This is a genomic window from Synechococcus sp. N5 (genome assembly GCF_900473925.1).
Taxonomy (GTDB): domain Bacteria; phylum Cyanobacteriota; class Cyanobacteriia; order PCC-6307; family Cyanobiaceae; genus Parasynechococcus.
This window is the reverse complement of record NZ_UCNI01000007.1, coordinates 112,081-133,816: the sequence shown is the minus strand read 5'-3', so window position 1 is coordinate 133,816 and position 21,736 is coordinate 112,081. Positions and strand designations below refer to the sequence as shown.

The 21,736-nt window shown below is 62.2% G+C and carries 27 protein-coding genes and 1 tRNA gene; 13 read left to right on the top strand and 15 right to left on the bottom strand.

The features are described from left to right. The first annotated feature begins 25 nt into the window (after positions 1-25). On the top strand, positions 26-541 hold the full coding sequence (locus DXY03_RS08880; RefSeq protein WP_115010092.1) for a 30S ribosomal protein PSRP-3: 516 nt from the start codon (positions 26-28) through the stop codon (positions 539-541). A 170-nt stretch (positions 542-711) separates the two neighbouring features. Here DXY03_RS08880 and atpC read toward each other — a convergent pair whose 3' ends face one another. Together atpC and atpD are read right to left on the bottom strand one after the other, a co-directional pair. After that, positions 712-1,122, bottom strand: a complete 411-nt coding sequence (atpC, locus tag DXY03_RS08875; protein ID WP_115010091.1) for an ATP synthase F1 subunit epsilon — start codon at positions 1,120-1,122, stop codon at positions 712-714. A gap of 74 nt (positions 1,123-1,196) precedes the next feature. Then, positions 1,197-2,660 (bottom strand): F0F1 ATP synthase subunit beta, encoded by a 1,464-nt coding sequence (gene atpD, locus DXY03_RS08870; protein ID WP_115010090.1) that lies wholly within the window; start codon positions 2,658-2,660, stop codon positions 1,197-1,199. Positions 2,661-2,882: 222 nt separating this feature from the next. On the opposite strand from atpD, the gene groES reads away from it, so the two are divergent. The 3 genes from groES (at position 2,883) to DXY03_RS08855 (ending at position 5,486) form a co-directional block, all read left to right on the top strand. Continuing rightward, positions 2,883-3,194, top strand: a complete 312-nt coding sequence (groES, locus tag DXY03_RS08865; RefSeq protein ID WP_006850452.1) for a co-chaperone GroES — start codon at positions 2,883-2,885, stop codon at positions 3,192-3,194. A 77-nt stretch (positions 3,195-3,271) separates the two neighbouring features. Next, on the top strand, positions 3,272-4,906 hold the full coding sequence (gene groL / locus DXY03_RS08860) for a chaperonin GroEL (protein WP_006851861.1): 1,635 nt from the start codon (positions 3,272-3,274) through the stop codon (positions 4,904-4,906). A 226-nt stretch (positions 4,907-5,132) separates the two neighbouring features. Then, the gene (locus DXY03_RS08855) at positions 5,133-5,486 is read left to right on the top strand and encodes a hypothetical protein (protein ID WP_115010089.1); all 354 of its coding nucleotides are present in this window, start codon (positions 5,133-5,135) and stop codon (positions 5,484-5,486) included. Positions 5,487-5,757: 271 nt separating this feature from the next. Here the strand turns inward: DXY03_RS08855 and secG are convergent, their stop codons facing one another. Both secG and gpmI read right to left on the bottom strand, forming a co-directional pair. Next, a complete protein-coding gene (gene secG / locus DXY03_RS08850; RefSeq protein ID WP_006849683.1) occupies positions 5,758-5,988 on the bottom strand; it encodes a preprotein translocase subunit SecG in 231 nt (76 codons plus the stop codon). Further along, positions 5,988-7,625 carry a 2,3-bisphosphoglycerate-independent phosphoglycerate mutase gene (gene gpmI / locus DXY03_RS08845; protein ID WP_115010088.1) on the bottom strand — a complete coding sequence of 546 codons (1,638 nt, stop codon included), beginning with the start codon at positions 7,623-7,625 and terminating at the stop codon, positions 5,988-5,990. The genes secG and gpmI overlap by 1 nt, the downstream gene beginning before the upstream one ends. A 107-nt stretch (positions 7,626-7,732) precedes the next feature. Here gpmI and pyrR point away from each other — a divergent pair, with 107 nt between their 5' ends. After that, positions 7,733-8,284 (top strand): bifunctional pyr operon transcriptional regulator/uracil phosphoribosyltransferase PyrR, encoded by a 552-nt coding sequence (gene pyrR / locus DXY03_RS08840; RefSeq protein WP_115010141.1) that lies wholly within the window; start codon positions 7,733-7,735, stop codon positions 8,282-8,284. On the opposite strand, the gene DXY03_RS08835 is transcribed toward pyrR, so the two are convergent. From DXY03_RS08835 to DXY03_RS08825, 3 genes are all read right to left on the bottom strand, one after another. Continuing rightward, entirely contained in the window at positions 8,268-8,489 is a 222-nt protein-coding gene (locus DXY03_RS08835) for a ferredoxin-thioredoxin reductase variable chain (protein WP_115010087.1), read from the bottom strand. The two genes, pyrR and DXY03_RS08835, sit on opposite strands and share 17 nt — an antisense overlap. Before the next feature lie 30 nt (positions 8,490-8,519). After that, positions 8,520-9,365 (bottom strand): hypothetical protein, encoded by an 846-nt coding sequence (locus DXY03_RS08830; protein WP_115010086.1) that lies wholly within the window; start codon positions 9,363-9,365, stop codon positions 8,520-8,522. A gap of 74 nt (positions 9,366-9,439) precedes the next feature. Next, a complete protein-coding gene (locus DXY03_RS08825) occupies positions 9,440-11,014 on the bottom strand; it encodes an Hsp70 family protein (protein WP_115010085.1) in 1,575 nt (524 codons plus the stop codon). Between the two features lie 62 nt (positions 11,015-11,076). Here DXY03_RS08825 and DXY03_RS08820 point away from each other — a divergent pair, with 62 nt between their 5' ends. The 4 genes from DXY03_RS08820 (at position 11,077) to DXY03_RS08805 (ending at position 12,572) form a co-directional block, all read left to right on the top strand. Further along, positions 11,077-11,361 (top strand): hypothetical protein, encoded by a 285-nt coding sequence (locus DXY03_RS08820; protein WP_006851813.1) that lies wholly within the window; start codon positions 11,077-11,079, stop codon positions 11,359-11,361. 42 nt (positions 11,362-11,403) lie between these two features. Further along, on the top strand, positions 11,404-11,631 hold the full coding sequence (locus DXY03_RS08815) for a DNA-directed RNA polymerase subunit omega (protein ID WP_025362489.1): 228 nt from the start codon (positions 11,404-11,406) through the stop codon (positions 11,629-11,631). 10 nt (positions 11,632-11,641) lie between these two features. After that, a complete protein-coding gene (locus tag DXY03_RS08810; protein ID WP_115010084.1) occupies positions 11,642-12,013 on the top strand; it encodes a DUF1818 family protein in 372 nt (123 codons plus the stop codon). Positions 12,014-12,326: 313 nt separating this feature from the next. After that, the gene (locus tag DXY03_RS08805) at positions 12,327-12,572 is read left to right on the top strand and encodes a DUF2811 domain-containing protein (RefSeq protein ID WP_115010083.1); all 246 of its coding nucleotides are present in this window, start codon (positions 12,327-12,329) and stop codon (positions 12,570-12,572) included. Here DXY03_RS08805 and DXY03_RS08800 read toward each other — a convergent pair. The 6 genes from DXY03_RS08800 to DXY03_RS08775 form a co-directional block, all read right to left on the bottom strand. After that, positions 12,524-13,252, bottom strand: a complete 729-nt coding sequence (locus tag DXY03_RS08800; RefSeq protein WP_170952021.1) for a hypothetical protein — start codon at positions 13,250-13,252, stop codon at positions 12,524-12,526. The genes DXY03_RS08805 and DXY03_RS08800 overlap by 49 nt on opposite strands. Beyond that, the gene (locus tag DXY03_RS08795) at positions 13,236-13,682 is read right to left on the bottom strand and encodes an EVE domain-containing protein (protein ID WP_115010140.1); all 447 of its coding nucleotides are present in this window, start codon (positions 13,680-13,682) and stop codon (positions 13,236-13,238) included. Before DXY03_RS08795 ends, DXY03_RS08800 begins: the two co-directional genes overlap by 17 nt. Positions 13,683-13,767: 85 nt before the next feature. After that, complete coding sequence (gene murD / locus DXY03_RS08790; RefSeq protein ID WP_115010081.1) at positions 13,768-15,153, bottom strand: UDP-N-acetylmuramoyl-L-alanine--D-glutamate ligase; 1,386 nt, start codon at positions 15,151-15,153, stop codon at positions 13,768-13,770. Between the two features lie 42 nt (positions 15,154-15,195). Then, positions 15,196-15,267, bottom strand: a tRNA-Val gene (locus DXY03_RS08785). Between the two features lie 72 nt (positions 15,268-15,339). Continuing rightward, positions 15,340-16,116 carry a photosystem II S4 domain protein gene (locus tag DXY03_RS08780; protein ID WP_170952020.1) on the bottom strand — a complete coding sequence of 259 codons (777 nt, stop codon included), beginning with the start codon at positions 16,114-16,116 and terminating at the stop codon, positions 15,340-15,342. Further along, a complete protein-coding gene (locus DXY03_RS08775) occupies positions 16,116-16,616 on the bottom strand; it encodes a hypothetical protein (RefSeq protein ID WP_114989480.1) in 501 nt (166 codons plus the stop codon). The genes DXY03_RS08780 and DXY03_RS08775 overlap by 1 nt, the downstream gene beginning before the upstream one ends. Before the next feature lie 106 nt (positions 16,617-16,722). Between DXY03_RS08775 and serA the strand changes: the two genes are divergently transcribed. The 4 genes from serA to DXY03_RS08755 all read left to right on the top strand — a co-directional run bounded on the left by serA (position 16,723) and on the right by DXY03_RS08755 (position 20,137). Then, positions 16,723-18,309: a phosphoglycerate dehydrogenase gene (gene serA, locus DXY03_RS08770; RefSeq protein WP_114989479.1), complete on the top strand. Its 1,587-nt coding sequence runs from the start codon at positions 16,723-16,725 to the stop codon at positions 18,307-18,309. Then, positions 18,309-19,196, top strand: a complete 888-nt coding sequence (gene prmA / locus DXY03_RS08765; protein WP_115010079.1) for a 50S ribosomal protein L11 methyltransferase — start codon at positions 18,309-18,311, stop codon at positions 19,194-19,196. The genes serA and prmA overlap by 1 nt, the downstream gene beginning before the upstream one ends. A gap of 155 nt (positions 19,197-19,351) precedes the next feature. Then, positions 19,352-19,651 carry a ferredoxin gene (locus tag DXY03_RS08760; RefSeq protein ID WP_006043345.1) on the top strand — a complete coding sequence of 100 codons (300 nt, stop codon included), beginning with the start codon at positions 19,352-19,354 and terminating at the stop codon, positions 19,649-19,651. A 99-nt stretch (positions 19,652-19,750) separates the two neighbouring features. Then, positions 19,751-20,137 carry a hypothetical protein gene (locus DXY03_RS08755; protein ID WP_115010139.1) on the top strand — a complete coding sequence of 129 codons (387 nt, stop codon included), beginning with the start codon at positions 19,751-19,753 and terminating at the stop codon, positions 20,135-20,137. Between the two features lie 49 nt (positions 20,138-20,186). Here DXY03_RS08755 and psbV read toward each other — a convergent pair whose 3' ends face one another. Together psbV and rnz are read right to left on the bottom strand one after the other, a co-directional pair. Beyond that, entirely contained in the window at positions 20,187-20,699 is a 513-nt protein-coding gene (gene psbV / locus DXY03_RS08750; protein WP_222929014.1) for a photosystem II cytochrome c-550, read from the bottom strand. 73 nt (positions 20,700-20,772) lie between these two features. After that, positions 20,773-21,732, bottom strand: a complete 960-nt coding sequence (gene rnz, locus DXY03_RS08745) for a ribonuclease Z (RefSeq protein ID WP_115010078.1) — start codon at positions 21,730-21,732, stop codon at positions 20,773-20,775. Positions 21,733-21,736: the final 4 nt, after the last annotated feature.

Below are 21,736 nucleotides of genomic sequence, written 5' to 3'. Positions count from 1 at the left end.
TATTTCTGTCTTGAGCGCTGACACCATGACGGTCACCGAAGGCGCTGCCCCTACCGACCAGGAGGTCGCGACTCCGTCCGCCGACGCGGCTGAAGGCGCCACCCAGGCAGCTGAAACCACTGAAAAGCCTGCAGCCAGCGAAGGCGAAGGCCGTCCTGTGCTGAAGGGCGCCGCCGCGGCTCTGGCCACGGCCACCATCGATGCTGATGGTGTTCCTTCCGGTTACACCCCCAAGGCCGATGAGGGCCGCTTCCTGCTGAAGATCCTCTGGCTTCCCGACAACGTGGCCCTTGCGGTTGATCAGATCGTTGGCGGTGGCCCCAGCCCCCTCACCTCCTACTTCTTCTGGCCACGTGAGGATGCCTGGGAAAGCCTGAAGACCGAGCTGGAAGGCAAGAGCTGGATCACCGACAACGAGCGGGTTGAAGTGCTCAACCAGGCCACTGAGGTGATCAACTACTGGCAGGAAGAGGGCAAAGGCAAGAGCCTCGACGAGGCCAAGGCTAAGTTCCCCGACGTCACCTTCTGCGGTACCGCCTGATTCAGCTTTTCAAGTTGATGATGCAAGCCTGCCTTCTGGCAGGTTTTTTTTATGCCTTCCCGTGGCTTGCCTGGTGTAGGGATGACGAACGGACAAACCACACCACAAAAAAGGCCAGGGGCGCTAACCCCTGGCCTTTGGCGACGTCATCCTTGAAATTGGGGGATGAATCAGTCGGCGGTTTTGCTGGCCTGAAGGCGAGCGCGGGCTTCATTCAGCTGTTGCTGCGCCTTGAGTTTTTCCGGCGAAGCAGGTTGGCCTTCCATGCCAGCCACCACGGTGGAGGCCTTCTGGAAAGCGGCTTCGGCGGCAGCGGCATCGATGGAGCTGCCAAGTTCGGCCTTGTTCACCAGAACGGTGACTTCATCAGCATCCACTTCGGCGAAACCACCCATCAGAGCGATGGAGTTCCATGCACCGTTGGCACGCACCCGCAGCACACCGATGTCGATGGCGGTGAGCAGGGAGATGTGGCCGGGCAGGATGCCGAGTTGACCGGTGGTACTGGGCAGGATCACCTCGTCGGCGCTGCCATCAAAGACGTTCTGGTCTGTTGCCAGCACGCGGAGGGTGAGGGACATGAACCTTGGTTCGAAAAGAGAACGGACTGTCGAGAAACACGTGATCGGGGGTGTGAATCACACCCCCGCAGGGATCACTTGGTTTCGGCGGCGATCTTCTCGGCCTTGGCTTTCACTTCCTCGATGTTGCCCACCAAGTAGAAGGCGGCTTCGGGGAGGCTGTCCAGCTCACCGGAAAGGATCTGGTTGAAACCAGCGATGGTCTCCTCCAGCTTCACGTACTTGCCGGGCATGCCGGTGAAGATTTCAGCCACAAAGAAAGGCTGGGAGAGGAACTTCTCCACCTTGCGGGCACGGTCCACGGTGCGACGGTCGTCTTCCGACAGTTCGTCGAGACCCAGAATCGCGATGATGTCCTGCAGTTCCTTGTAGCGCTGCAGGGTGGACTGCACGGCGCGGGCGGTGCGGTAGTGCTCGTCACCCACCACAGCTGGCTGGAGCATGGTGCTGGTGGAATCCAGAGGATCCACAGCGGGGTAGATGCCCTTGGAAGCCAGGGCACGGTTCAGCACCGTGGTGGCGTCGAGGTGGGCAAAGGTGGTGGCCGGTGCGGGGTCGGTCAGGTCGTCAGCAGGCACGTAAACGGCCTGGATCGAGGTGATCGAACCTTCAACGGTGGATGCAACACGCTCCTGCAGGGCACCCACGTCGGTGCCCAGGGTGGGCTGGTAGCCCACAGCGGAAGGCATGCGACCCAGCAGTGCGGATACCTCTGAGCCGGCCTGCACGAAGCGGAAGATGTTGTCCACGAACAGCAGCACGTCCTGCTTGTTCACGTCGCGGAAGTGCTCAGCCATGGTCAGAGCGGAGAGGCCCACGCGCATCCGGGCGCCGGGGGGCTCGTTCATCTGGCCGTAGCAGAGGGCTACCTTCGACTTGGACAGGTCGTCGGCGTTGATCACGCCGGATTCCTTGAATTCCTCGTAGAGATCGTTGCCCTCACGGGTGCGCTCACCCACACCACCGAACACAGACACACCGCCGTGCTCCTTGGCGATGTTGTTGATCAGCTCCTGAATCAGCACGGTCTTGCCCACGCCGGCGCCGCCGAACAGGCCGACCTTGCCGCCCTGGCGATAGGGGGCCAGGAGGTCGATCACCTTGATGCCGGTCTCGAACACCTTGGGCTTGGTCTCAAGCTCGGTGATGTTGGGGGCATCCCGGTGGATGGGAGCGGTGGCCGTGGTATTGACGGGGCCCTGCTCGTCGACGGGCTCGCCCAGCACGTTGAAGATGCGGCCGAGGGTGCCTTCACCAACGGGCACGGAAATCGGTGCACCGGTGTCAACGGCTTCCATGCCGCGCACCAAACCGTCGGTGCCACTCATGGCAACGGCACGAACCCGGTGATCACCCAGAAGCTGTTGAACTTCAGCGGTCAGGGCGACGTCGTCACCTGCGGGGTTTTTCCCCTCGATGCGCAGGGCGTTATAGATCTTGGGCAGTTTCCCGGCGGGAAATTCCACGTCCAGAACCGGGCCGATCACCTGACGGATCACACCCTTGGTGCCAGCAGATGCAGGAGCAGAAGCGACCATAGGAAGGAGAGTTGCGGGAACAGGCGCTGCGCGCTCGGACCCATTCAGAGCGGCGCAACCATACCACCGCTGTGGTTGCACCCCCTCCGGTTCGGTCACCCGCACAGCTGGGGTATGGCCCGGGGGGTGGTCGCTTGCATACGTTGGCACTCATCGGCATCGAGTGCCAACTCGCGTCGATGCGTGGCGCATTGCGCCCTGTCCCTGCTCCTGCAAGAACCCATGGCTGCTGTTTCTCTCAGCGTCTCGACCGTTAAACCCCTCGGCGACCGCGTGTTCGTCAAGGTCTCTGAATCCGAAGAGAAGACTGCCGGCGGCATCCTTCTGCCTGACACCGCCAAAGAAAAGCCCCAGGTGGGTGAAGTGGTTCAGGTGGGCCCCGGCAAGCGCAACGACGACGGCAGCCGTCAGGCTCCCGAAGTTGGTGTGGGCGACAAGGTCCTCTACAGCAAGTACGCCGGCACCGACATCAAGCTCGGCAGCGATGAATACGTGCTGCTGTCCGAGAAGGACATCCTGGCTGTCGTCAACTGAGATCAGCCCCGCTGCATTGCGGCTTGAGTCTCAACCCAGCCTCCCTTAACCATCCTCTTCATTAGGAAACGCCTTCCATGGCAAAGCGCATCATTTACAACGAGAACGCCCGTCGCGCTCTCGAAAAAGGCATCGACATCCTCTGCGAAGCCGTTGCCGTGACCCTGGGTCCCAAGGGCCGCAACGTGGTGCTCGAGAAGAAGTTCGGTGCACCCCAGATCATCAATGACGGCGTCACCATCGCCAAGGAGATCGAGCTCGAAGACCACATCGAGAACACCGGTGTTGCTCTGATCCGTCAAGCCGCCTCCAAAACCAACGACGCTGCCGGTGACGGCACCACCACCGCCACCGTTCTTGCCCACGCCATGGTCAAGGCGGGTTTGCGCAACGTGGCTGCCGGTGCTAACGCCATCACCCTGAAGAAGGGCATCGACAAGGCTTCCGATTTCCTGGTCAGCAAGATCAAGGAAATGGCCAAGCCCATCGCTGACAGCAATGCCATCGCTCAGGTCGGCACCATCTCCGCTGGTAACGATGAAGAAGTCGGCAAGATGATTGCCGATGCCATGGACAAGGTTGGCAAGGAAGGTGTGATTTCCCTCGAAGAGGGCAAGTCCATGGAGACCGAACTCGAAGTCACCGAGGGCATGCGCTTCGATAAGGGCTACATCTCCCCTTATTTCGCCACCGACACCGAGCGGATGGAAGCCGTCCTCGACGAGCCTTACATCCTTCTCACCGACAAGAAGATCGGTCTGGTGCAGGATCTGGTGCCCGTGCTGGAGCAAATCGCCCGCACCGGCAAGCCTCTGCTGATCATTGCTGAGGACATCGAGAAGGAAGCCCTGGCCACCCTGGTGGTGAACCGTCTGCGCGGTGTGCTGAACGTGGCCGCTGTGAAGGCTCCTGGTTTTGGTGATCGCCGCAAGGCCATGTTGGAAGACATGGCTGTGCTGACCAACGGTCAGCTGATCACCGAAGATGCCGGTCTCAAGCTGGAGAACGCCAAGCTGGAGATGCTGGGCACCGCCCGTCGCATCACCATCAACAAGGACACCACCACCATCGTTGCCGAGGGCAACGAGGCGGCTGTCGGCGCCCGCTGCGAACAGATAAAGAAGCAGATGGACGAGACCGACTCCACCTACGACAAGGAGAAGCTGCAGGAACGCCTGGCCAAGCTGGCTGGTGGCGTGGCTGTGGTGAAGGTGGGTGCAGCCACCGAAACCGAGATGAAGGACAAGAAACTCCGTCTTGAGGACGCCATCAACGCCACCAAGGCGGCTGTTGAGGAAGGCATCGTTCCTGGCGGTGGCACCACCCTGGCTCACCTGGCTCCGGCCCTGGAGCAGTGGGCAGCCTCCAGCCTGTCCGGCGAGGAACTGATCGGCGCCAACATCGTGGCTGCTGCTCTTACCGCTCCGCTGATGCGCATCGCTGAAAACGCAGGTGCCAACGGCGCTGTTGTGGCAGAGAACGTCAAGGCTCGCGCTGGTGCCGAAGGCTTCAACGCTGCCTCCGGTGAGTACGTCGACATGCTGGCTGCCGGCATCGTCGACCCGGCCAAGGTGACCCGCTCCGGTCTGCAAAATGCCGCATCCATCGCTGGCATGGTGCTGACCACCGAGTGCATCGTGGCTGATCTGCCTGAGAAGAAGGAAGCAGCTCCTGCCGGCGGCGGCATGGGCGGCGGCGACTTCGACTATTGATCGATTCGGGGTGGTCGAGAGACCACCTGATCACCCCAACTCACTTCATGCCAAGAACCAAGAGGTCCTGCGGGGCCTCTTTTTATGTCCGAATACTGTCTAGTAAAGTCTAGATTTTGCAAGACATATGGCGCCTGGAGGCCGGCGTTGGTTGCCGGCCATGAAGCATGTGAGGTGCCGAGGCGCGCCGGCTAACGTCTTGCTTTGTATCGATGTGTCGGGACAAATGCCCCAGCGCCCCGGAGCTTTTGCCGCCCAGTTCGCTCCAGAGACGCTGCAGCGTTTCAAGGCCCTTTGCCGACAGCAAGACAAGGCCTACTCCAAGGTGTTGGAGCGTCTGGCCTTGTTGTACGTCGAAACGGATGGAGGCATCCTTTCGCCGGCCAGCACGTCTTCCGCTCCCTCAAAAGGCGTGCAAAAAAGGCAAGTTCAGGTTGAATCTTTGCAAAATAAGCTGTTGGAGGATTTGTTGAAGCGGGTTGAAATCCTTGAAAAGAAGGAAACAAAAACGTTGTACGAGCTTGATCGGGTCTACAAGGAAATTGCTTTTCTGAAATCAGGCTTGCAAAGCCCTGAGTAATGTTTCTGAAGTCTGACGGCTTAAGTTCAAGGCCGCTACGGCTCTTAGCGATTCGGGCTGTTTGAACAGCTCTTGCTCTGTTGATATTGCAATGCCGCCTCAGTTTTGCCTTGGTTTTCTGGATTCGTGCTCTATTTACTTCGTTAAGTGACTTCTGGCTCGCGAAATTGATCGGAATAGAGCGGCAATTTGATGAATAGCAATTCAACCATTAGGTCGAAGCTGCTTTCAAAGAATGCGTGCTGAAAATTGAGTTTGTGAGCGGGTTGGTTTAGTTCAACCAGCCAGCGCTCAGGATTACGGCCAAGGACAAAAACAACGCCAGGCATGTCCATGTCAGACGGTTCAACGTTGCTTCTGCGCTGCTGGCGCTGCTGAACATGGAGCTGCCGCTTGCCGCCAAGCCACCCATGCCATCACCCTTGGGGCTATGCAGCAGCACCAAGACGATCAACAGAAGGCCGGTGCCGATCCAGCTCCAGGACAAAATTGAGGTGAGCATCAAACGGAAAGAGGAAGGCGAGCGGTCTTGGGGGTGGGGTCCATGTTGGACATGGGGGCAATCAGGCTTTGGCCAGTCATGGCAGCCGGTTGCGGAAGGTCAAGAATTTGCAGCAACGTCGGAGCGATATCGGCCAACCCCCCGTTATCGCGCAGTGTGATGGCGTTGCCATGGCCAGGCAGTTTGCGCCGTTCTCCTTCGATCAGGATCGCAGGCACAGGATTGGTGGTGTGGGCTGTCCAGGCTTGGCCATCCGGACCCTTCATCAATTCGGCATTGCCGTGATCAGCCGTGATCAGCATGGTTCCGCCCTGGCGTCCCACCGCATCCAACAACCGGCCAATGCAGGCATCCACGGTTTGGATGGCTTCCTTGGCGGCCTCCATCACACCGGTGTGCCCCACCATGTCGGGGTTGGCGTAGTTGATCACAATCAGCGAATAGTCCGCCTTCTCAATGGCAGAAATACAGCTGTCGGTGAGTTGCTCAGCCGACATCGCCGGTGAGAGGTCGTAGGTGGCGACCCTCGGCGATGGCACCAAGTGACGGTCTTCTCCAGCCAGTGGCTGTTCGATGCCACCGTTCATGAAGTATGTGACGTGGGGGTACTTCTCCGTTTCAGCGGTGCGGTACTGCTTCAGCCCGGCGTCTGCCACCACCTGCCCCAACAGTTGGTCGAGCGGCTCGGGGGGGAAGGCCACTTGAACGGGAAGGTCTTGTTCCACCTGGGTGAAGGTGACCACATCCAATTTCGGCGTGTGGCTGCGCTCGAAGCCCTCGAAATCGGGGAGGCAGAGCGCTTGCACGATCTGGCGGGCGCGATCGGGTCGGAAGTTGAACACCAGAACGCTGTCACCGTCTTTGATGACGCTGTTCTGAAGCCGCACCGGTTCGAGGAATTCATCGGTGATGTCCTCGGCATAACTCTCCGCCAGCACCTGCTCTGCCGTCCGGCTGTCGACGGCGATGTTGGGATCGGTGTAGAGGTTGTATGCCTTTTCGATCCGCTCCCAGCGCTGGTCCCGGTCCATGGCCCAGTACCGGCCACAGAGGCTGGCGAGCTGGCCAACGCCACTTCTGCTCAGGGCCGCTTCCACCTTGCTGATGTATCCCGGTGCGCTCTGGGTCGGTGTGTCGCGACCATCGGTGATGGCATGCACGGCGACATCGGAGATGCCGCTGTCCGCTGCCCACTGGATCAGTCCACAGAGATGGTCCACGTGGCTGTGGACGCCCCCATCGGAGCAGAGCCCGAGCAGGTGCAAGGTGCCGCCTCGACCTTGGGTGCGCTCTGCCAATTCCTTGAGTGCCTGCGTGTCGCCCAGTTGGTTGCTGCGCACCGTGTCGCTGATTCGCACCAACTCCTGGCGAATGATGCGGCCTGCTCCGATGGTGAGGTGGCCCACCTCAGAGTTTCCCATCTGTTGATCGGGGAGGCCCACATGGGAGCCACTGGCCTCAATCAAGGTGTGTGGATAGGCATGCCACAGGGCATCCATCACAGGAGTGCCGCCTTGCTGAATCGCGTTGTGCTCGCTTGCGTTCCTGTAACCCCAGCCATCAAGAATGGCGAGAACTACCGGAGCCACTGTCCCGGAGCGTCCTGAACCGTTGGTAGTGCTTTTCCCCACGTTCACCCGCGACCGACGGTTCTTAAGGACTCTTGCAGAATCAACTTAACGCCACGCCAGCCCTCAAGCTGCAGTTTCAGCCAATTCCCACACCCCGCAGCGCTCAATCCTCCATGGCCGACCCTGAACGGATCGAAATTCTCTCGGAGCGTGAGCTTGGTCTAACGCTGTCGCGTTTGGCGTCGCAGGTGTTGGAGAGCGCCGAAGAAAGCCGTCGGTTGATGCTGTTGGGGATCCCCACCCGCGGCGTTCAGTTGTCCAGGGTTTTGGGGCGGGAATTGGAGCGGTTGACAGGTCATGCCATCTCCCAGGGGGCCATTGATCCCACGTTCCATCGCGATGATCTGGAGCGCATCGGCACCCGTCTGCCCCAGCTCACGACTCTCCCCACCAGCATTGAGGACCGCCAGGTGATTCTGGTGGACGATGTGATCTTCACGGGGCGGACGGTGCGCGCCGCTCTGGAGGCCATGCAGAGCTGGGGGCGGCCGCAGCGGGTGATGTTGCTGGCCATGGTGGATCGAGGCCATCGGGAGCTTCCGATTCAGCCTGATTTCTGTGGTCGCGTTGTGCCGACCCGACGCAGCGAAACCATCGAGCTCCGCCTCAGGGATGTTGATGGTGAGGAGGGGGTGTTCCTGAGCCGACTCAGCCGGCAGGCTTGAGTTCGTCGGCGCGGAAATGGGCCTTGTAGCGGCCGAAGGCAACGATCACAGGAAGCGTTGGGCTGATCACCCGACCCTTCCAATCATTGAGAACGTTCGCCACCTCTCCGGTCTGCCCTTTCATGTCAAAGGCTTTGCCCCGGTGTTCGGGATGGTTGAACACAACGACGGATGCCTCCACCGTCACCCTGTCGCCCGCCTGCATTGCACCTGAGTCATCCACGGGCTCATCTTGTCACGGGCTTGGGGACGAGCGTCGACAGAAACTTTCCGGTCCGTCCTCTTCGACGCGACCGCCAAGGTCGCTGCAGCCCATCGAAAAGGCCGTCCAGGGGTCCAGACCTTGGAGCAACTGATCCTCAACGGCGGCATCCAGCCGATCGCCGCTGATGACGTCGGCACGCACCGCTGGGTGCTGTTGGTGTTGCTGGGCCTCATCGAGGGCCTTAATGGCACTCTCCACCTCTTGACGGGTGGCACTTGCCTGCTGCTGCCACCAGGGATGGTCGAGTTTGTTGAGGCTGTCCAAGGCCTCCCACCAGCGTTCTTGCTCCACCAGTTGAAACAGCCGACGCTGTTCCAATTGGTTGCGGTTCCAGATCTCCATCAGCGTTGCACTGAGTTGGCTGATGGAGCTGCGCGCGCTGCCTTTGAGGGGATCCAGCAACGCGAGTGCCTGCTGCAGGTCTCCCTCACGAAACAGAGCAATCGCCTGATCCATCAGAGCCTGGCGCCAGCGTTCGAGGGTCTTGCGATGGAGGGCAAGGTCGCCATGGCCCGATGCGACCAATTGTTTCTGCAGCGTGAGGGCAGCGATCGAATCGCCTTGGTCCCAGAGATGTTCGGCTTGCTTCTGGCGGCAGAGGGCCTGCTCCTGCGGTGCGCCCTCCCCCAACCAGCGCAGGGAGGCGAGTTGCTCACTGGTGCGGATGCAGGCCTCGTAGTCGTTGGCAGCGAGGGCGCTCTGCAGCCGCTTCGGCAGTTGTTGTTCCCACCAATAGGCACCTGCCGCAATCGCCAGCACCAATCCCAGGGTTCCAACACCCCAGAGCCGAAGCAGCAGTTGACGCGGTGCCGCCACGAAGGGTGGAGCTGAACGTTGATTCTGTTTTATGGAGTGACGGCTCCCGTTCCAAGGGCCTGTGGACGGACGTCTTATCGGACAGCCCCCAGCGTTGGCTGGGACCACGTCCGACCTGAACGCAGATCGTTGATCTCCAGCTGAAGCTGCGCTTCTTGATCAATGTTCCAGCGCAGCCGCAGGCAGTCTTCGCCCTGCTCTCCGGCGGGATCCAGAGGCAGCACCAGCTCGATGCCGGGCCAAGGCTGATGGGAGACCTCCCCGGCGGTCTGCTCCTGCAGGGTCGGCAAACCATCAATGAAGACCACGCTGTGGCTCCCCTGGGGGATGGGCTCACCCAGCACCAGCTCCAAGCTGCGTTGACCGGTGCGGCTGGCGGCCAGCACCAGCTCCAGGGGGGCGGGGCTCGGCCAGGGTTGACCGGCCACGAAGAGGGGGTGCCAGCGGTGGCTGTTGCTGCGCTGATCCCAGAAACGCAGGGAAACACCGTGTTGCAGCACATCCCGAATGGCAACCCCTGGCGTGAGTTGAAGCGCACCCAGGGCCACGGCCTCCACCGGTGGCGGGGTGAGCAAGGGCGCTGGCGCCGTGTGCTCGGAGAGCCACTGGCGCAGGAGGGGCAGCTGGGCACCGCCGCCGACGGCCACCACGCCCTCCAGATCTTCAAGGCTGCAATTGTTGCGGCGACCGCCGGCGAGACAGCTCTCCAGCAGTTGTTCGAGGGCGTCTCCGAAGCCGCGCTCCAGCAGAAGCGCGTTGAGTTCGCTGCGCGATAGGCGGAGCTCATGCTCCTGCTCATCCACCGCTAACTCCATCAGGGGCTCGCGTTCGCCTAAGGCGGTGTTGCTCAGCCGGCATTTGAGCCGTTCGGCGGCATTGAGCAGGGGGGTGCTGGCGGGTTGACCCGGGCAACAGCGGTCCACAATCCAGCGATCGATGTCACGGCCCCCGAGGCGCAGCCCGGCTTTGCCCAGAACCTTTGCTGTGCGCAGCATCTGGCGGCTGTTGTCACCGAGGCTGCGCCCCCCCAGCCGCAGCAGTTGGGCGATCGGTGCGGCACGACCTTCCCCTCCTTCCAGAGCCACCAGGGCCAGATCCAGGGTGCTTCCGCCCAGGTCCACCACCAGCAGAGTGGAACCAGCAGGAAGCCCTCCACCCATGGCGGCTGCTGTGGGTTCATCCACCAGGGCGATCTCGGCCACCGGCAGCGTGGTGCAGGCCTGCAGCAACCAGCTGCGATACGCCCTGTAGCACTCCACCGGGGCGGTCAGCACCAGCCGCTCCACCGGGAGATCGCTGGGGAGCCGGCTCCAGATCTGTTGAAGCAGCTGTTCTCCAGCCCAGCGGGCTGCGTCCTGCTCTGGTGCATCCGCTTGACCGATGCGGCCTTTGAAGTCGCGATGCAGACGGCTGTCAACGGAGTCATTGAGGCCTGACTCGAGCACCTGCCGGCCAATCAGGGGGCGTTGGGATGCCTCCCACACCAGGCTGGGAATTTCACCAGCCCGGCTGCAGATGGCCGGCAGGTTCAGCAGATCGGCCCTTGTGGAGGTTGCTCCCTGATAGGCCACCACCGTGGTGGTGCTGCCCAAATCGATGGCGAGTGTTCCGCCCCGTTGGTCTGAATGCTGAAGCTTTTCTTCGCCCACGCGATCTCTGACCCTGCTCAGGGCACGGTGAAGTCAGGATGAGACTAGGGGGACTGGCGGCGATGGATCGATTGCAACAGCTGATCTTCTCCTTCTACCGGGAAGATCCTGAACTGCAGGACAGGTTGGAGCCGCTGCGGAGCTGTCGCATGCGTCGCAGCTGGGGCAGCATCCGCATCGAGTGCATCGATGATGCGCATCTCGAGGAATTGAGTGGTTTGGTCGCTGATCTGCGCTTGCCCCTGGCGGCTTTGGGGATGGGGCGCCAGATCGTGTTGCGGGTTCCAGGCTCCCGTCAGCGGGCTTACCCCATGCACGTGCCCTTTCACACCGATCAGCTGGCCTGAGACGGTCACCAATTAAAATGAATTCGTTTAATCAAGAAGCCTGTGCTTTCGGCCGGAGTGGATTCCAAGGATCTCGCCAAGCGTGGCGAAAGCTTGATTCGTCAATCAAGCAACCGTTATCTGACGACGGTGCGGATCGCCTTCCGGGCCAAGCAGCGTCGCTTCGATGACTTTGACGGTCTGCTGGAGGAGTCCAGCGTCAAGCCGGTGCAACGGGCCATCGTGGAATTGAGCGACGAGCAAGACCAGCCCGATCTGCTGCCCGGTTGATCCATCAGCTGTGATCCAGCAGGAGGGGGACGCTTGGCGGGTTTCGCACGACCCCTCCCGCGGCGAATATTGCGTTCTTGTGGGGGGAGAACGCTGGGCGTTTGAGTTGACCGAGCCGGAGTGGCGGGATCTGGTGGATCTCGTGGCGACCCTTGAACAGCAGCACAGGGGTCTGGTTGACCAACTGATGCCCGAGGAGTTGATCGAGCTGGAGCTGGATCGGGGCGTCTGGTGGGGATGCTTGCGCGGTGATCGCAACCTATGGGAGTTGCGCATCCTGCTCACCCCGCTGCAGGGGCGTGCGGCGCAGGGAGAGTGGCCGGCCCCTGCGGCGGCGGCGGCCGTTGCGGCCTTGAGAACGTTGTGGGACTCGCAGCATTGATTAATCCAGCTAATCGTTTTTGGGTCATTGATTTCCCACGCCCTTTTCCTGTTGCTCTGCACGGTTTTTCCACAGGCCATGGGTCGTTAGCGCCGCCCTGGCGGGTTTCTGTGGAAATCCCCTGTTTGTCGTTGTTTTTGCTTGACGATGGCGGCGGGCTGCGCAGTTCCGTCTATGCCGGCGCTTTGACCAGTGCAGGAGTGGCTTTCTAGCAGGGATCTCGCTTGGAGATTCGTGAGAATGGCCCCGTGTTGGGGGTTCTTGACGACGGCGCCGTGGTGTGGAGAACTAGTGTTCGTTTCGAAGAGAAAAGATGCCGGAAGGCCTTGAGCAAGCCGCGGCTGAGATCAGTGTTGTGAGTTTCCAATCGGAAGTGCCGCAACCCCTCCAGCAGGCCATGACCCAGTTCATCGAGGGGCATCCAAACTGGGATCAATACCGTTTGGTTCAGGCGGCGCTTGCCGGCTTCCTGGTACAGAACGGCCAGGCATCGCGGGAGATCACCCGGGTTTACATTGGAAACATGTTCCGCCGGGAATCGCTGATCAATGGGGTCTGAGGCCGGCAGCAGGCCATCAGCACCAGGGCACTGAAGGGGAGGCTGAGCAGCAGCCCCAGGGTGGCCCCGATCAGCCCCAGAAGATTGAGGCCGAGCAGCATTCCCAGCAGCGCCAGCACCTTGAGCCCATTGCGGTGCACCAGCTGTCGGCTGTGGTCCATCGCCTGAAGCGCTCGGCAGCGCTCGTGCACGAGCAGGGGCAGGGCCAGGGTTTGGCTGAACAGCCAGCTCAGCAGCACCATTCCCCCCAGCAGCACGCTCAGGCCTGCCAAGGCCGTGCTCCAGCGTCCGAGCGCCCAGCTCAATGACTGAATCAATCCGACGCCCCCCAGCACCAGCACCAGCTCAAGCAGCACCAGGGTGAAGGCCTGGCGCAGCAGCTGTCTCCAGCTCTGTTGGGGGCGGTCGTCGCGTCGGTCCGGGAGTAGGCCATCTGTCAGTTGCAGCAGGCCCAGGAGAGGCAGCAGCGGAAGCACCAGGCTGATCAACACTGAGAGGTCCCCCAGCCGATTGAGCCATGGGGATCCCGCCAGGCGCAGGTCGTGGCCGATCACCGCAGGGCCGCTGGCACTGATCAACACCAGCGCCGCCAAGCCAACACAGCGCCAGGGCCCCCGGCTGAAGCCGATCCAGGCCCGTGGCAGCAGCGTGACCAGTGGGATTTCAGTGGAGCTGGCCAAGCCGTGAAAGGAGGTCGTTGGCGGTATCGGTGGGGACCGGAAGGATCGAGAGCCTGTTGCCGCGTTTGATCACGGGCAGCTGCTCTTCGTTGTAGAGCTCCCGCAGTTGGTCGAGGCTGAGCAGAGCGTCGAATTCGCCGAGGAATCGCAGGCGTGCGCAGTCCCAGCGTGGTTTCTCGGGGCTTGATTTGGGGTCGTAGTACTTGGCCGTGGGATCAAATTGCGTTGGGTCCACCAGGCCGGTCTCCATCACTTCCATCAGCCCGATGATCCCGGGGGGCTTGCAATTGGAGTGATAAAAAAATGCTTGGTCTCCCACCTCCATGCTGCGCATGAAATTGCGGGCCTGGTAGTTGCGAATGCCGTCCCACAGCGTGGTGCCCTCGCGCCGCAGATCATCGATCCCGTAGGCGTCGGGTTCGCTTTTCATCAACCAGAAGGCCACGTCGCAAGGCTTGTTTCACACCATCATCGGACCGTTAGGCCCAGATGCATCCCATTGCGTTCGTTTGGTCTCAGGCGACGTCCAGCAGGGGGGTGATCAGGGTGCGGAAGTGGTCTCCTCTGGCCTCGAAATCCCGGTATTGATCAAAGCTGGCGCAGGCCGGTGACAGCAGCAGCGATGAGGCTTGATGCCGCCGTACGGCCGTTTCAGCCAGGTTCACAGCGCTCTCGAGCTCCGGGCACTGCAGCAGTTCGCCGGGGTATCCAGCCGTTTTGGCCAGGGTGGCCAGCTCATCGGCCCCCGCACCGAACAGGATCAGGCTGCAGGCCTTGGTGTGCAGCTGCTCGAGCCAGCCACTGGCATCGCCCTGTTTGGTCTGCCCCCCGGCCAGCACCACGACGGGCCCCTGCACGGCCCGCAAGCCCACCTCGGCTGCGTCGTAATTGGTGGCTTTGCTGTCGTTGAATACGCTGGCTCCCGCCAACGTGCCCAGTTGCTCAAGCCGGTGCGGTACGCCCGGAAATGTGCGCAAGGCGTCGGCGATTTGCTGGGGGGAGAGGCCGACCTCGAGGGCGGCAGCGGTCACCAGCAACAGGTTTTGGCGGTTGTGGCAGCCCGGCATCGCCAGGGCATCAGCTGCAAACAAGCGGGTGGTGGTGTTGCGCACCATGCCCTCGTCATCAATCCAGAGGTCGGCGGGCTGGTTGTCCGGACGCGCACCCTCACTGCTCACCCAGGTGCCGAGGTCCCAGCTGCTGCGTTGCTGGCGCAGGTCTGGATCATCGGCATTAAACAGAGCGCACTCCGAGCGTTCAAGCAGCCCGCGTTTGATGGCCCGGTAGGCCTCCAGGCTGCCGTGGCGCTCGAGATGGTCTGGGGTCAGCGTGGTCCAGATGCCGATCTTTGGGGCCACGGTGGGCGCCGCCTCAATCTGGTAGCTGCTCAGTTCCATCACGAGCCAATCCGGCCGCGGTGTGGCCCCTGATCTGATCTGGCAGGCCAGTTCAGCGGCGGAGAGGCCCATGTTTCCCCCCATCGGTGCCGTAAGGCCTGAGGCCTCCAGCACGTGGTTGAGCAGATGGGTGACCGTGGTTTTGCCGTTGGTTCCTGTGATGCCGATCCAGGGGATCTGTTGAAGGGCATCCCAGGCCAGATCTATCTCGCCGCGCACCTGGATGCCCTCGGATCGCAGCTCAACCAGGGTTGGATGATCCCAGGGGATGCCAGGGCCGATCACCACTGCGTCCAGGTTGTCGCGCCAGGCGTCAAAGCTCTCCAGGGTCAGGGGCTGCCCCAGCACCACCTCAATGCCCTCTTCGGCGAGGGTTTTCGAGGTGTTTTGGAGGGCTTCGTTATCGCCCCGTTCGAACACAACAACATCGCGATTCTGATGCTTGAGCAGACGCGCAGCTCCCAAACCTGATCGACCCAAGCCAACGACAATCGTGCGTGTCATCGCGAGGTCTGAAGTTCGAAAACGCAGTCCCTACAGGGAAAGTGGGCGATACTGGATTTGAACCAGTGACTCCTACAATGTCAATGTAGTGCTCTACCCCTGAGCTAATCGCCCGACATCGATCATTTGAAATCTTGTGATTTCATCGACCGAGATTGAACAGTAGCAGCTGGTGGGCAGCTCAACTCAACTGCGGCGCAGTTCAACGCGCCAGCGCTCCCGTTTGGTGCGCGTGAGCGAGAGCACCTCCACCGAGCCGCGATCCTGCAGCTGCAGCCGGTCGCCCACTACCAGTTCACGGCTCGCTTGACGCACGTTGCCCCAGTTGAGCCGTAGGCGCCCTGTTTTGACGTGGGTCACGATCTTGGCTCGGGACAGCCCGAATCCAGCCGATGCAATCGCATCCAGGCGACAGGAGGCTTCCACCGTCTGCAGGGTGCGGACGCTGCGTTGCACAGGCTGCTGCAACTGCTCCACAGGACGAGATTCGCAGCGAATCTCCACCTCGCGCACGGCCCCCAGGCGGCCATGCAGGGCTTCGGCAGCACTGGGGGTGCAGACCCCTTGCCCGCCGCGATCGCCGCGCACCCAGAGATCGCCGATGTGGTCTGCGTCGACGCCCATGGACTTCAACGCTTCGCGCAGGTCCTCGGGGGAAAGGGGGTCGAAGAGGAAATTGCCTTCAATCAGCAGGCCTTGAACAGGGGCTGCTGGATCAGGGCTGTCGTCGCGACGGTGGCAGAGCAGCCGTTGGCGCTCGGCGCCTGGATAGCCGCCATCACTGATCCATGTCAATTCACTGAGGCTGCCCAGGCGTGCCAAGGCTTCCTCCTGCAGCGGTGCGCTGAGAAAGGGACTCCAGGCCGGTTGCCAGGTGCGCAACACCTGCTCCGCGAGATCGACCAGCACCGTCAGCTCTTCCGGGTTCTGGGCCCCCGCCAGCAGCTCCTCCCGGGGCAGCATCACAGGTCGTCGAGGCGAACCACCTGCTGCGGCCGCGACTTTTGAATCACCTGCCAGGGGGCCTCAATGCCATTGGGGGTTTCCAGCAGTACCAGCCAGCGTCCTTCGTCGCGGCGGTTGCGCAGGATCCGCACGCCTGCATCGTTGTCTGAATCCACGCTGGCGGCCGCGGCGTAGCTCCCCATCAGGCCGGAGCCCATGCCCAGCAGGCCGCCGATCAGGGTTTCGCCCCAGGGGCCAAAGCTGGCGAAGGTGGTGAGGGTGGTGATCTTGGTGAAGGTGACCCCTGCCAGGAAACCGAAGGGCATCAGCCAGCGGGCCATGCCTCGCTGCCGCTGTTGGCGCGTGAGGTTGGGGTTCAGCAGGGCAACCTTGTCGATGGCATCCCCATCTGGGGGGATGGTCAGACACTTCAGCAGCGGCAGATCGGTGTCCCGGAGCCGCTGGGTCAGGCCTTCCGCCGCAGGGGCATCGGCCATCACCATCACACAGACGGGCATGGGGCATTCAGATCCAATGCGCTGAATTCTGAACCCTGTGCTTCGAACTGGAGGGGGTGGTGGATGTCGATCTCTACAGTTCACCGCGGCAGTTCTGCGCCTTTCGATGACGAAAGTTCTTGTCTCCGATCCGATCGACCAGGCCGGGATCGACATCCTTGGCCAAGTGGCGCAGGTGGATCAGCGCACCGGCCTCTCGGAGGAGGAGCTGATCGGGATCATCGGTGAGTACGACGGATTGATGATCCGTTCCGGCACCCAGGTGACCGCAGCGGTGATCGCGGCGGCGAGTCGTCTCAAGATCATTGGCCGCGCCGGCGTCGGCGTCGACAACGTTGATGTGCCTGCGGCCACCCAGCGGGGTGTGCTCGTGGTGAACTCGCCGGAGGGCAACACCATCGCTGCAGCGGAGCACGCTCTGGCGATGATGTTGACCCTCTCGCGGCACATCCCTCAGGCCCATGGCGGCATGCGGGCCGGCAAGTGGGACCGCAAGAAATACGTCGGCAACGAGCTCTACAAGAAGACTCTGGGGGTGGTTGGTCTCGGCAAGATCGGATCCCACGTCGCCCGGGTTGCCCAGGCCATGGGCATGGATGTGATCGCCTACGACCCCTTCATTGCTGCTGACCGGGCGCAACGGATGCAGGTGAAGCTGCTGGAGCTGGATGAGTTGTTCCGCACCGCCGATTACGTCACCCTGCACATCCCGCGCACCAAGGACACCGAGAACCTGGTGAATGCGGAGCTGCTGCGCACGATGAAGCCCACGGCGCGGATCGTGAACTGCGCCCGCGGCGGCGTGGTGGATGAGGCGGCGATCGCTGAAGCCATCAACAACGGTGTGATTGCCGGTGCGGGCCTGGATGTGTACGCCAGTGAGCCCCTGGCGGAAGACTCCCCCCTGCGGGCGGTGGAGCGTGGTCTGGTGCTGACGCCCCACCTCGGTGCATCGACGGAAGAGGCCCAGGAGAATGTGGCGATCGATGTGGCGGAGCAGATCCGTGATGTGCTGCTGGGTCTGCCGGCCCGCAGTGCGGTCAACATTCCCGGCCTCAGCGCCGAGATCATGGAGCGGCTCAAGCCCCATCTCCAGCTCGCCGAGACGGTCGGTCTGCTCGTCAGCCAGCTGGCTGGCGGTCATGTGAAGGAGATGGAACTGCGCCTGCAAGGTGAGTTCGCCAGCCATCCCTCCCAGCCTCTGGTGATTGCTGCCCTGAAGGGTCTGCTCAGCGCTGGCCTGGGTGACAGCATCAACTTCGTGAATGCCTCGCTCGAGGCCAAGGCCCGCGGCATTCAGGTGCTGGAGGTGAAGGATGAGAGCAGCCGCGACTTCGCCGGAGGCTCACTGCAAATCACCACCCGTGGTGATCAGGGCAGCCGCAGCGTCACCGGTGCCGTCTTTGCCGATGGAGATCTGCGCATCACCAGCATCGATGCCTTCCCGGTCAATGTGACCCCCAGCAGCCACATGCTGTTCACCCGGCACCGGGACATGCCCGGAATCATTGGTCACCTGGGCTCTCTGCTGGGCGAACACAACGTCAACATCGCCTCCATGCAGGTGGGCCGCAAAATCGTTCGCGGCGATGCGGTGATGGTGCTCAGCATCGATGATCCGATCCCAGCAGATCTGCTGCAGACGATCACGGCCATCGATGGCATCCAGGAAGCACACCCGGTCACGCTCTGATGTGGTGGCGCCTCACACTCCCGTGTCCTCCGGAGCTGGAGGAATCGCTGGTGTGGAAACTGACGGATCTGGGGCTGCATCGCCACGCGGTGCAGCATGCGCCGGAAACGCCTGATCGCAAGACGCTGTTGGTCTGGCTCCCGAAGCCGGAGTGGCCCGAGCCTCAGCGGCGGGAGCTGGTCGCCAGCCTGCAGCCGCTGGCGGAGCCCTTTGGACTCAGCCTGCCCGATGGGCACTGGGACGATGTGGCCGACGAGGATTGGAGCCTCAGCTGGAAACAGCATTGGCAGGCCGATCCTGTCGGTACGGGGCTGTTGATCCTGCCGGCCTGGCTGGAGGTCCCGCCGGAGCATGCCGATCGGCTGGTGATCAAGATGGACCCCGGCAGTGCCTTCGGCACCGGAAGTCACCCCACCACCCGGCTCTGCCTGGAAGCGTTGGAACAGTCGCCTCCGCTGGGGGCGCTTGTGGCCGATCTGGGCTGCGGCAGCGGGGTGCTGGGCCTCGCTGCGCTGGGCCTGGGGGCGGAGTCGGTGGTGGCCGCTGACACCGATCCCCTGGCGGTGCGTGCCACAACGGACAACCGCGGCCTCAACGACCGATCGGAGGCTGGGCTTCAGGTGGCTCTCGGTTCTGTGGAGACCCTGAACGAGCTGCTCGCGCCCCGTCGCGCTGACCTGCTGCTCTGCAACATCCTGGCTCCGGTGATTGAAGCCCTCTCCCCGGGGTTTGAGGGGTTGCTTCAGCCCGATGGGCGCGCTCTGCTCAGTGGGCTTCTGGTGGATCAGGCACCGCGCCTGAAGGAGGTGCTGGGGGGCTTGGGCTGGTTGGTCACCGCCGAGGCGGCACAGGGCCGCTGGGGGCTGCTGGAGATCCGCCGCCGCTAGACCTAGCCTTATAAGCCAGGCTTATCAGAGTGGGGTCTCCGATTGGTCCTCCTCCCCAGTGGCCCCGGAATCGTCAGGTTGAGCACCTATTTGAAGTAAAAATGTGGCGTTCTGCAGGACCGGGTTTTCCGGAACCCTGTACGCATTCATCAATCATGGCTTCCTACAAGGTCACCCTGGTCTCCGAGAGCGAAGGTCTGAACAAGACCATCGAAGTGCCCGACGACCAGTACATCCTCGACGCTGCTGAAGAGCAGGGCATCGACCTCCCCTACTCCTGCCGCGCTGGCGCTTGCTCCACATGCGCCGGCAAGATCACCGCTGGCACCGTCGACCAGTCCGACCAGAGCTTCCTGGACGACGACCAGATCGAAGCTGGTTTCGTGCTGACCTGCGTCGCCTACCCCACCAGCGACTGCACCATCAAGACCCACGCCGAAGAAGAGCTCTATTGAGCCTCTGTCCTTCAACTGGACGTGTCCTCAACCACCCCTTCGGGGGTGGTTTTTTTTGGTCTGGTCGTCTTCCATGCGTGTCCCTTGTCTTCTCCTGCCGTGAGCCGCCCCGAAGTCGACGATCTTCTGGAGCCCGGCAGCGTTCACACCAGCCCCGGCGGTCAGTACAGCTTCCGCGTCATCGGGCCCTGTTGCCGGTTGTTTGATCGCGAAGAACTGCCCTGGCCCTGCTGTCGTCTGGCCTGGCGCAGCAAGGAGCCGAGCTGGCGACGGATCGGACGGCGGTTTGTGCCCGACCTGGCGGCCCGGCGTTGCCCCTCCTACGCCGTGGAACTGCTGCAGCCGGGAGGACGACCCACACCCACCGTGCTGACCCTGTTCTCCGTTCGTTTCAGCCGGGATCTGCAGGAGTGGTGGTACAGCCGCCATCCCAGCTCCATGGCCCCTGAGCAGGTGAGTCCCCAACAAAAAGCCCCGACGACCTGAGGCCGCCGGGGACGAACGATTTTGATTGGAGTTGATCGGCAGAAGCTGATCAGAAGTAGATCTTTCCACCACCCCAGGCGCTGCCCTGGACTTTGGGCGACACCAGGATGTAGCCAGCCATAAGGCGCAGGTCCTCATCATCGAGATCGCGCATGGCGGGGTAGAGCTCAGCGTCGCGCATGCTCGGGTGCAGGTCAGCAATGCTGTACTCACCGTCGTAGGAGGTGGGGTCCTTCATGTAGTCGACCAGGGCCTCAACGTTGTCGCGGGCCGGGGTGGCCAGGGCCAGGGTCTCAGGATCCAAGCCCACGTTGTGGTTGGTCTTGGTGATGCCGCCGGCGTGGCAGGTGCCGCAGCTGGTGTTGAACACCTTGCGGCCAGCATCGATTTCACGATCGCTGAAGGTCACCTCTGTGCCGGAGGGATCTGCCGGAACGGTCAGGGTCTCAGCGTCCCACTGGGCCGCCTGAGCCGGAGAGATAACGGCCAAACCGATCAGCACCGGGATGAGGACCAGAAGGCCCTTCAGGGACCGTCGCAAGGAAGAGAACACAGAGGCCATGAAGGTAAGGGGGTGTGACGCATTCACCGCACCAAGCTCTTGTATCACGGGGAAGTGACCCTCTGTGGCCGGATCACGAACTGTTGCAGCGTGGTTTGACGTCAATGCTGAGGAAGTCCTTGGCCAGCAGCGTGTTGGGGAAGATCGCCTTGGCCTCGTTCAACAGGTCTTGGGGCGTGACCGGGTTGCCCGGCACGTAGCGCGGGCTGAGGTGGGTGAGCACCAGCTGCCCCACACCCGCTTCGGCGGCCGTCTGGGCAGCCATGGTGCTGGTGGAGTGCTGTTTCTGGAACGCCATCTCCGCCTCGCCATGGGCAAAGGTGGATTCATGGATCAGCAGATCCGCGCCGCGGGCAAGCTCGACGGCCGCCTCGCAGAACACGGTGTCGGTGCAATAAACGACGCTCACGCCGGGCCGTTCCTCACCGCAGAGGCTGGTGCCGTCGATGCTGCGACCGTCCTCCAGGGTCACTGTTTCACCCCGCTTCAACTGGGCGTACACGGGGCCGGGCGGGATGTTCAGTTCTCGTGCTTTCTCAATGTCGAAGCGACCGGCCAGGGGCTTCTGTTCGATGCGATAGGCGTAGGCCGGCACTCGGTGGGTGAGCGGGCTGCAGCGCACCGTGAAGTCGTCGTCCTCGAACAGCAGCGTGCCATGCTCTGCTGCATCCCGGACCCTGTGGACAGCGAGGGGATAGCCGATCCGGGTGGAGCTGGTGCGCAACACACCAGTGAGATAACTCTCCAGCGGGTCCGGCCCGTAGAGATCCACCCCTGCGGCGCTGCTGCCGGCGAGCCCGAGGCTGGCGAGCAGACCAGGTAGGCCGAACACGTGGTCGCCATGCATGTGGGTGATGAACACCCGGCGCAGCTGCGAGAGCCGCAGATCACTGCGTAAAAACTGATGTTGGGTTCCCTCGCCGCAGTCGAACAGCCACATCTCCGAGCGCTGCGGCAAGCGCAGAGCCACGGCTGAAACGTTGCGGGCCCGGGTGGGTACCCCAGAACTCGTACCGAGAAATGTGACCTGCAAGGCC

Excerpts from the sequence above, each read along its gene's own strand:
- DXY03_RS08880 (WP_115010092.1), top strand. The coding sequence starts at position 26 with ATGACGGTCACCGAAGGCGCTGCCCCTACCGACCAGGAGGTCGCGACT.
- atpC (WP_115010091.1), bottom strand. The coding sequence starts at position 1,122 with ATGTCCCTCACCCTCCGCGTGCTGGCAACAGACCAGAACGTCTTTGAT.
- atpD (WP_115010090.1), bottom strand. The coding sequence starts at position 2,660 with ATGGTCGCTTCTGCTCCTGCATCTGCTGGCACCAAGGGTGTGATCCGT.
- groES (WP_006850452.1), top strand. The coding sequence starts at position 2,883 with ATGGCTGCTGTTTCTCTCAGCGTCTCGACCGTTAAACCCCTCGGCGAC.
- groL (WP_006851861.1), top strand. The coding sequence starts at position 3,272 with ATGGCAAAGCGCATCATTTACAACGAGAACGCCCGTCGCGCTCTCGAA.
- DXY03_RS08855 (WP_115010089.1), top strand. The coding sequence starts at position 5,133 with ATGCCCCAGCGCCCCGGAGCTTTTGCCGCCCAGTTCGCTCCAGAGACG.
- secG (WP_006849683.1), bottom strand. The coding sequence starts at position 5,988 with ATGCTCACCTCAATTTTGTCCTGGAGCTGGATCGGCACCGGCCTTCTG.
- pyrR (WP_115010141.1), top strand. The coding sequence starts at position 7,733 with ATGGCCGACCCTGAACGGATCGAAATTCTCTCGGAGCGTGAGCTTGGT.
- DXY03_RS08835 (WP_115010087.1), bottom strand. The coding sequence starts at position 8,489 with ATGCAGGCGGGCGACAGGGTGACGGTGGAGGCATCCGTCGTTGTGTTC.
- DXY03_RS08820 (WP_006851813.1), top strand. The coding sequence starts at position 11,077 with ATGGATCGATTGCAACAGCTGATCTTCTCCTTCTACCGGGAAGATCCT.
- DXY03_RS08805 (WP_115010083.1), top strand. The coding sequence starts at position 12,327 with ATGCCGGAAGGCCTTGAGCAAGCCGCGGCTGAGATCAGTGTTGTGAGT.
- DXY03_RS08795 (WP_115010140.1), bottom strand. The coding sequence starts at position 13,682 with ATGAAAAGCGAACCCGACGCCTACGGGATCGATGATCTGCGGCGCGAG.
- murD (WP_115010081.1), bottom strand. The coding sequence starts at position 15,153 with ATGACACGCACGATTGTCGTTGGCTTGGGTCGATCAGGTTTGGGAGCT.
- DXY03_RS08780 (WP_170952020.1), bottom strand. The coding sequence starts at position 16,116 with ATGCTGCCCCGGGAGGAGCTGCTGGCGGGGGCCCAGAACCCGGAAGAG.
- DXY03_RS08775 (WP_114989480.1), bottom strand. The coding sequence starts at position 16,616 with ATGCCCGTCTGTGTGATGGTGATGGCCGATGCCCCTGCGGCGGAAGGC.
- serA (WP_114989479.1), top strand. The coding sequence starts at position 16,723 with ATGACGAAAGTTCTTGTCTCCGATCCGATCGACCAGGCCGGGATCGAC.
- prmA (WP_115010079.1), top strand. The coding sequence starts at position 18,309 with ATGTGGTGGCGCCTCACACTCCCGTGTCCTCCGGAGCTGGAGGAATCG.
- DXY03_RS08760 (WP_006043345.1), top strand. The coding sequence starts at position 19,352 with ATGGCTTCCTACAAGGTCACCCTGGTCTCCGAGAGCGAAGGTCTGAAC.
- psbV (WP_222929014.1), bottom strand. The coding sequence starts at position 20,699 with ATGGCCTCTGTGTTCTCTTCCTTGCGACGGTCCCTGAAGGGCCTTCTG.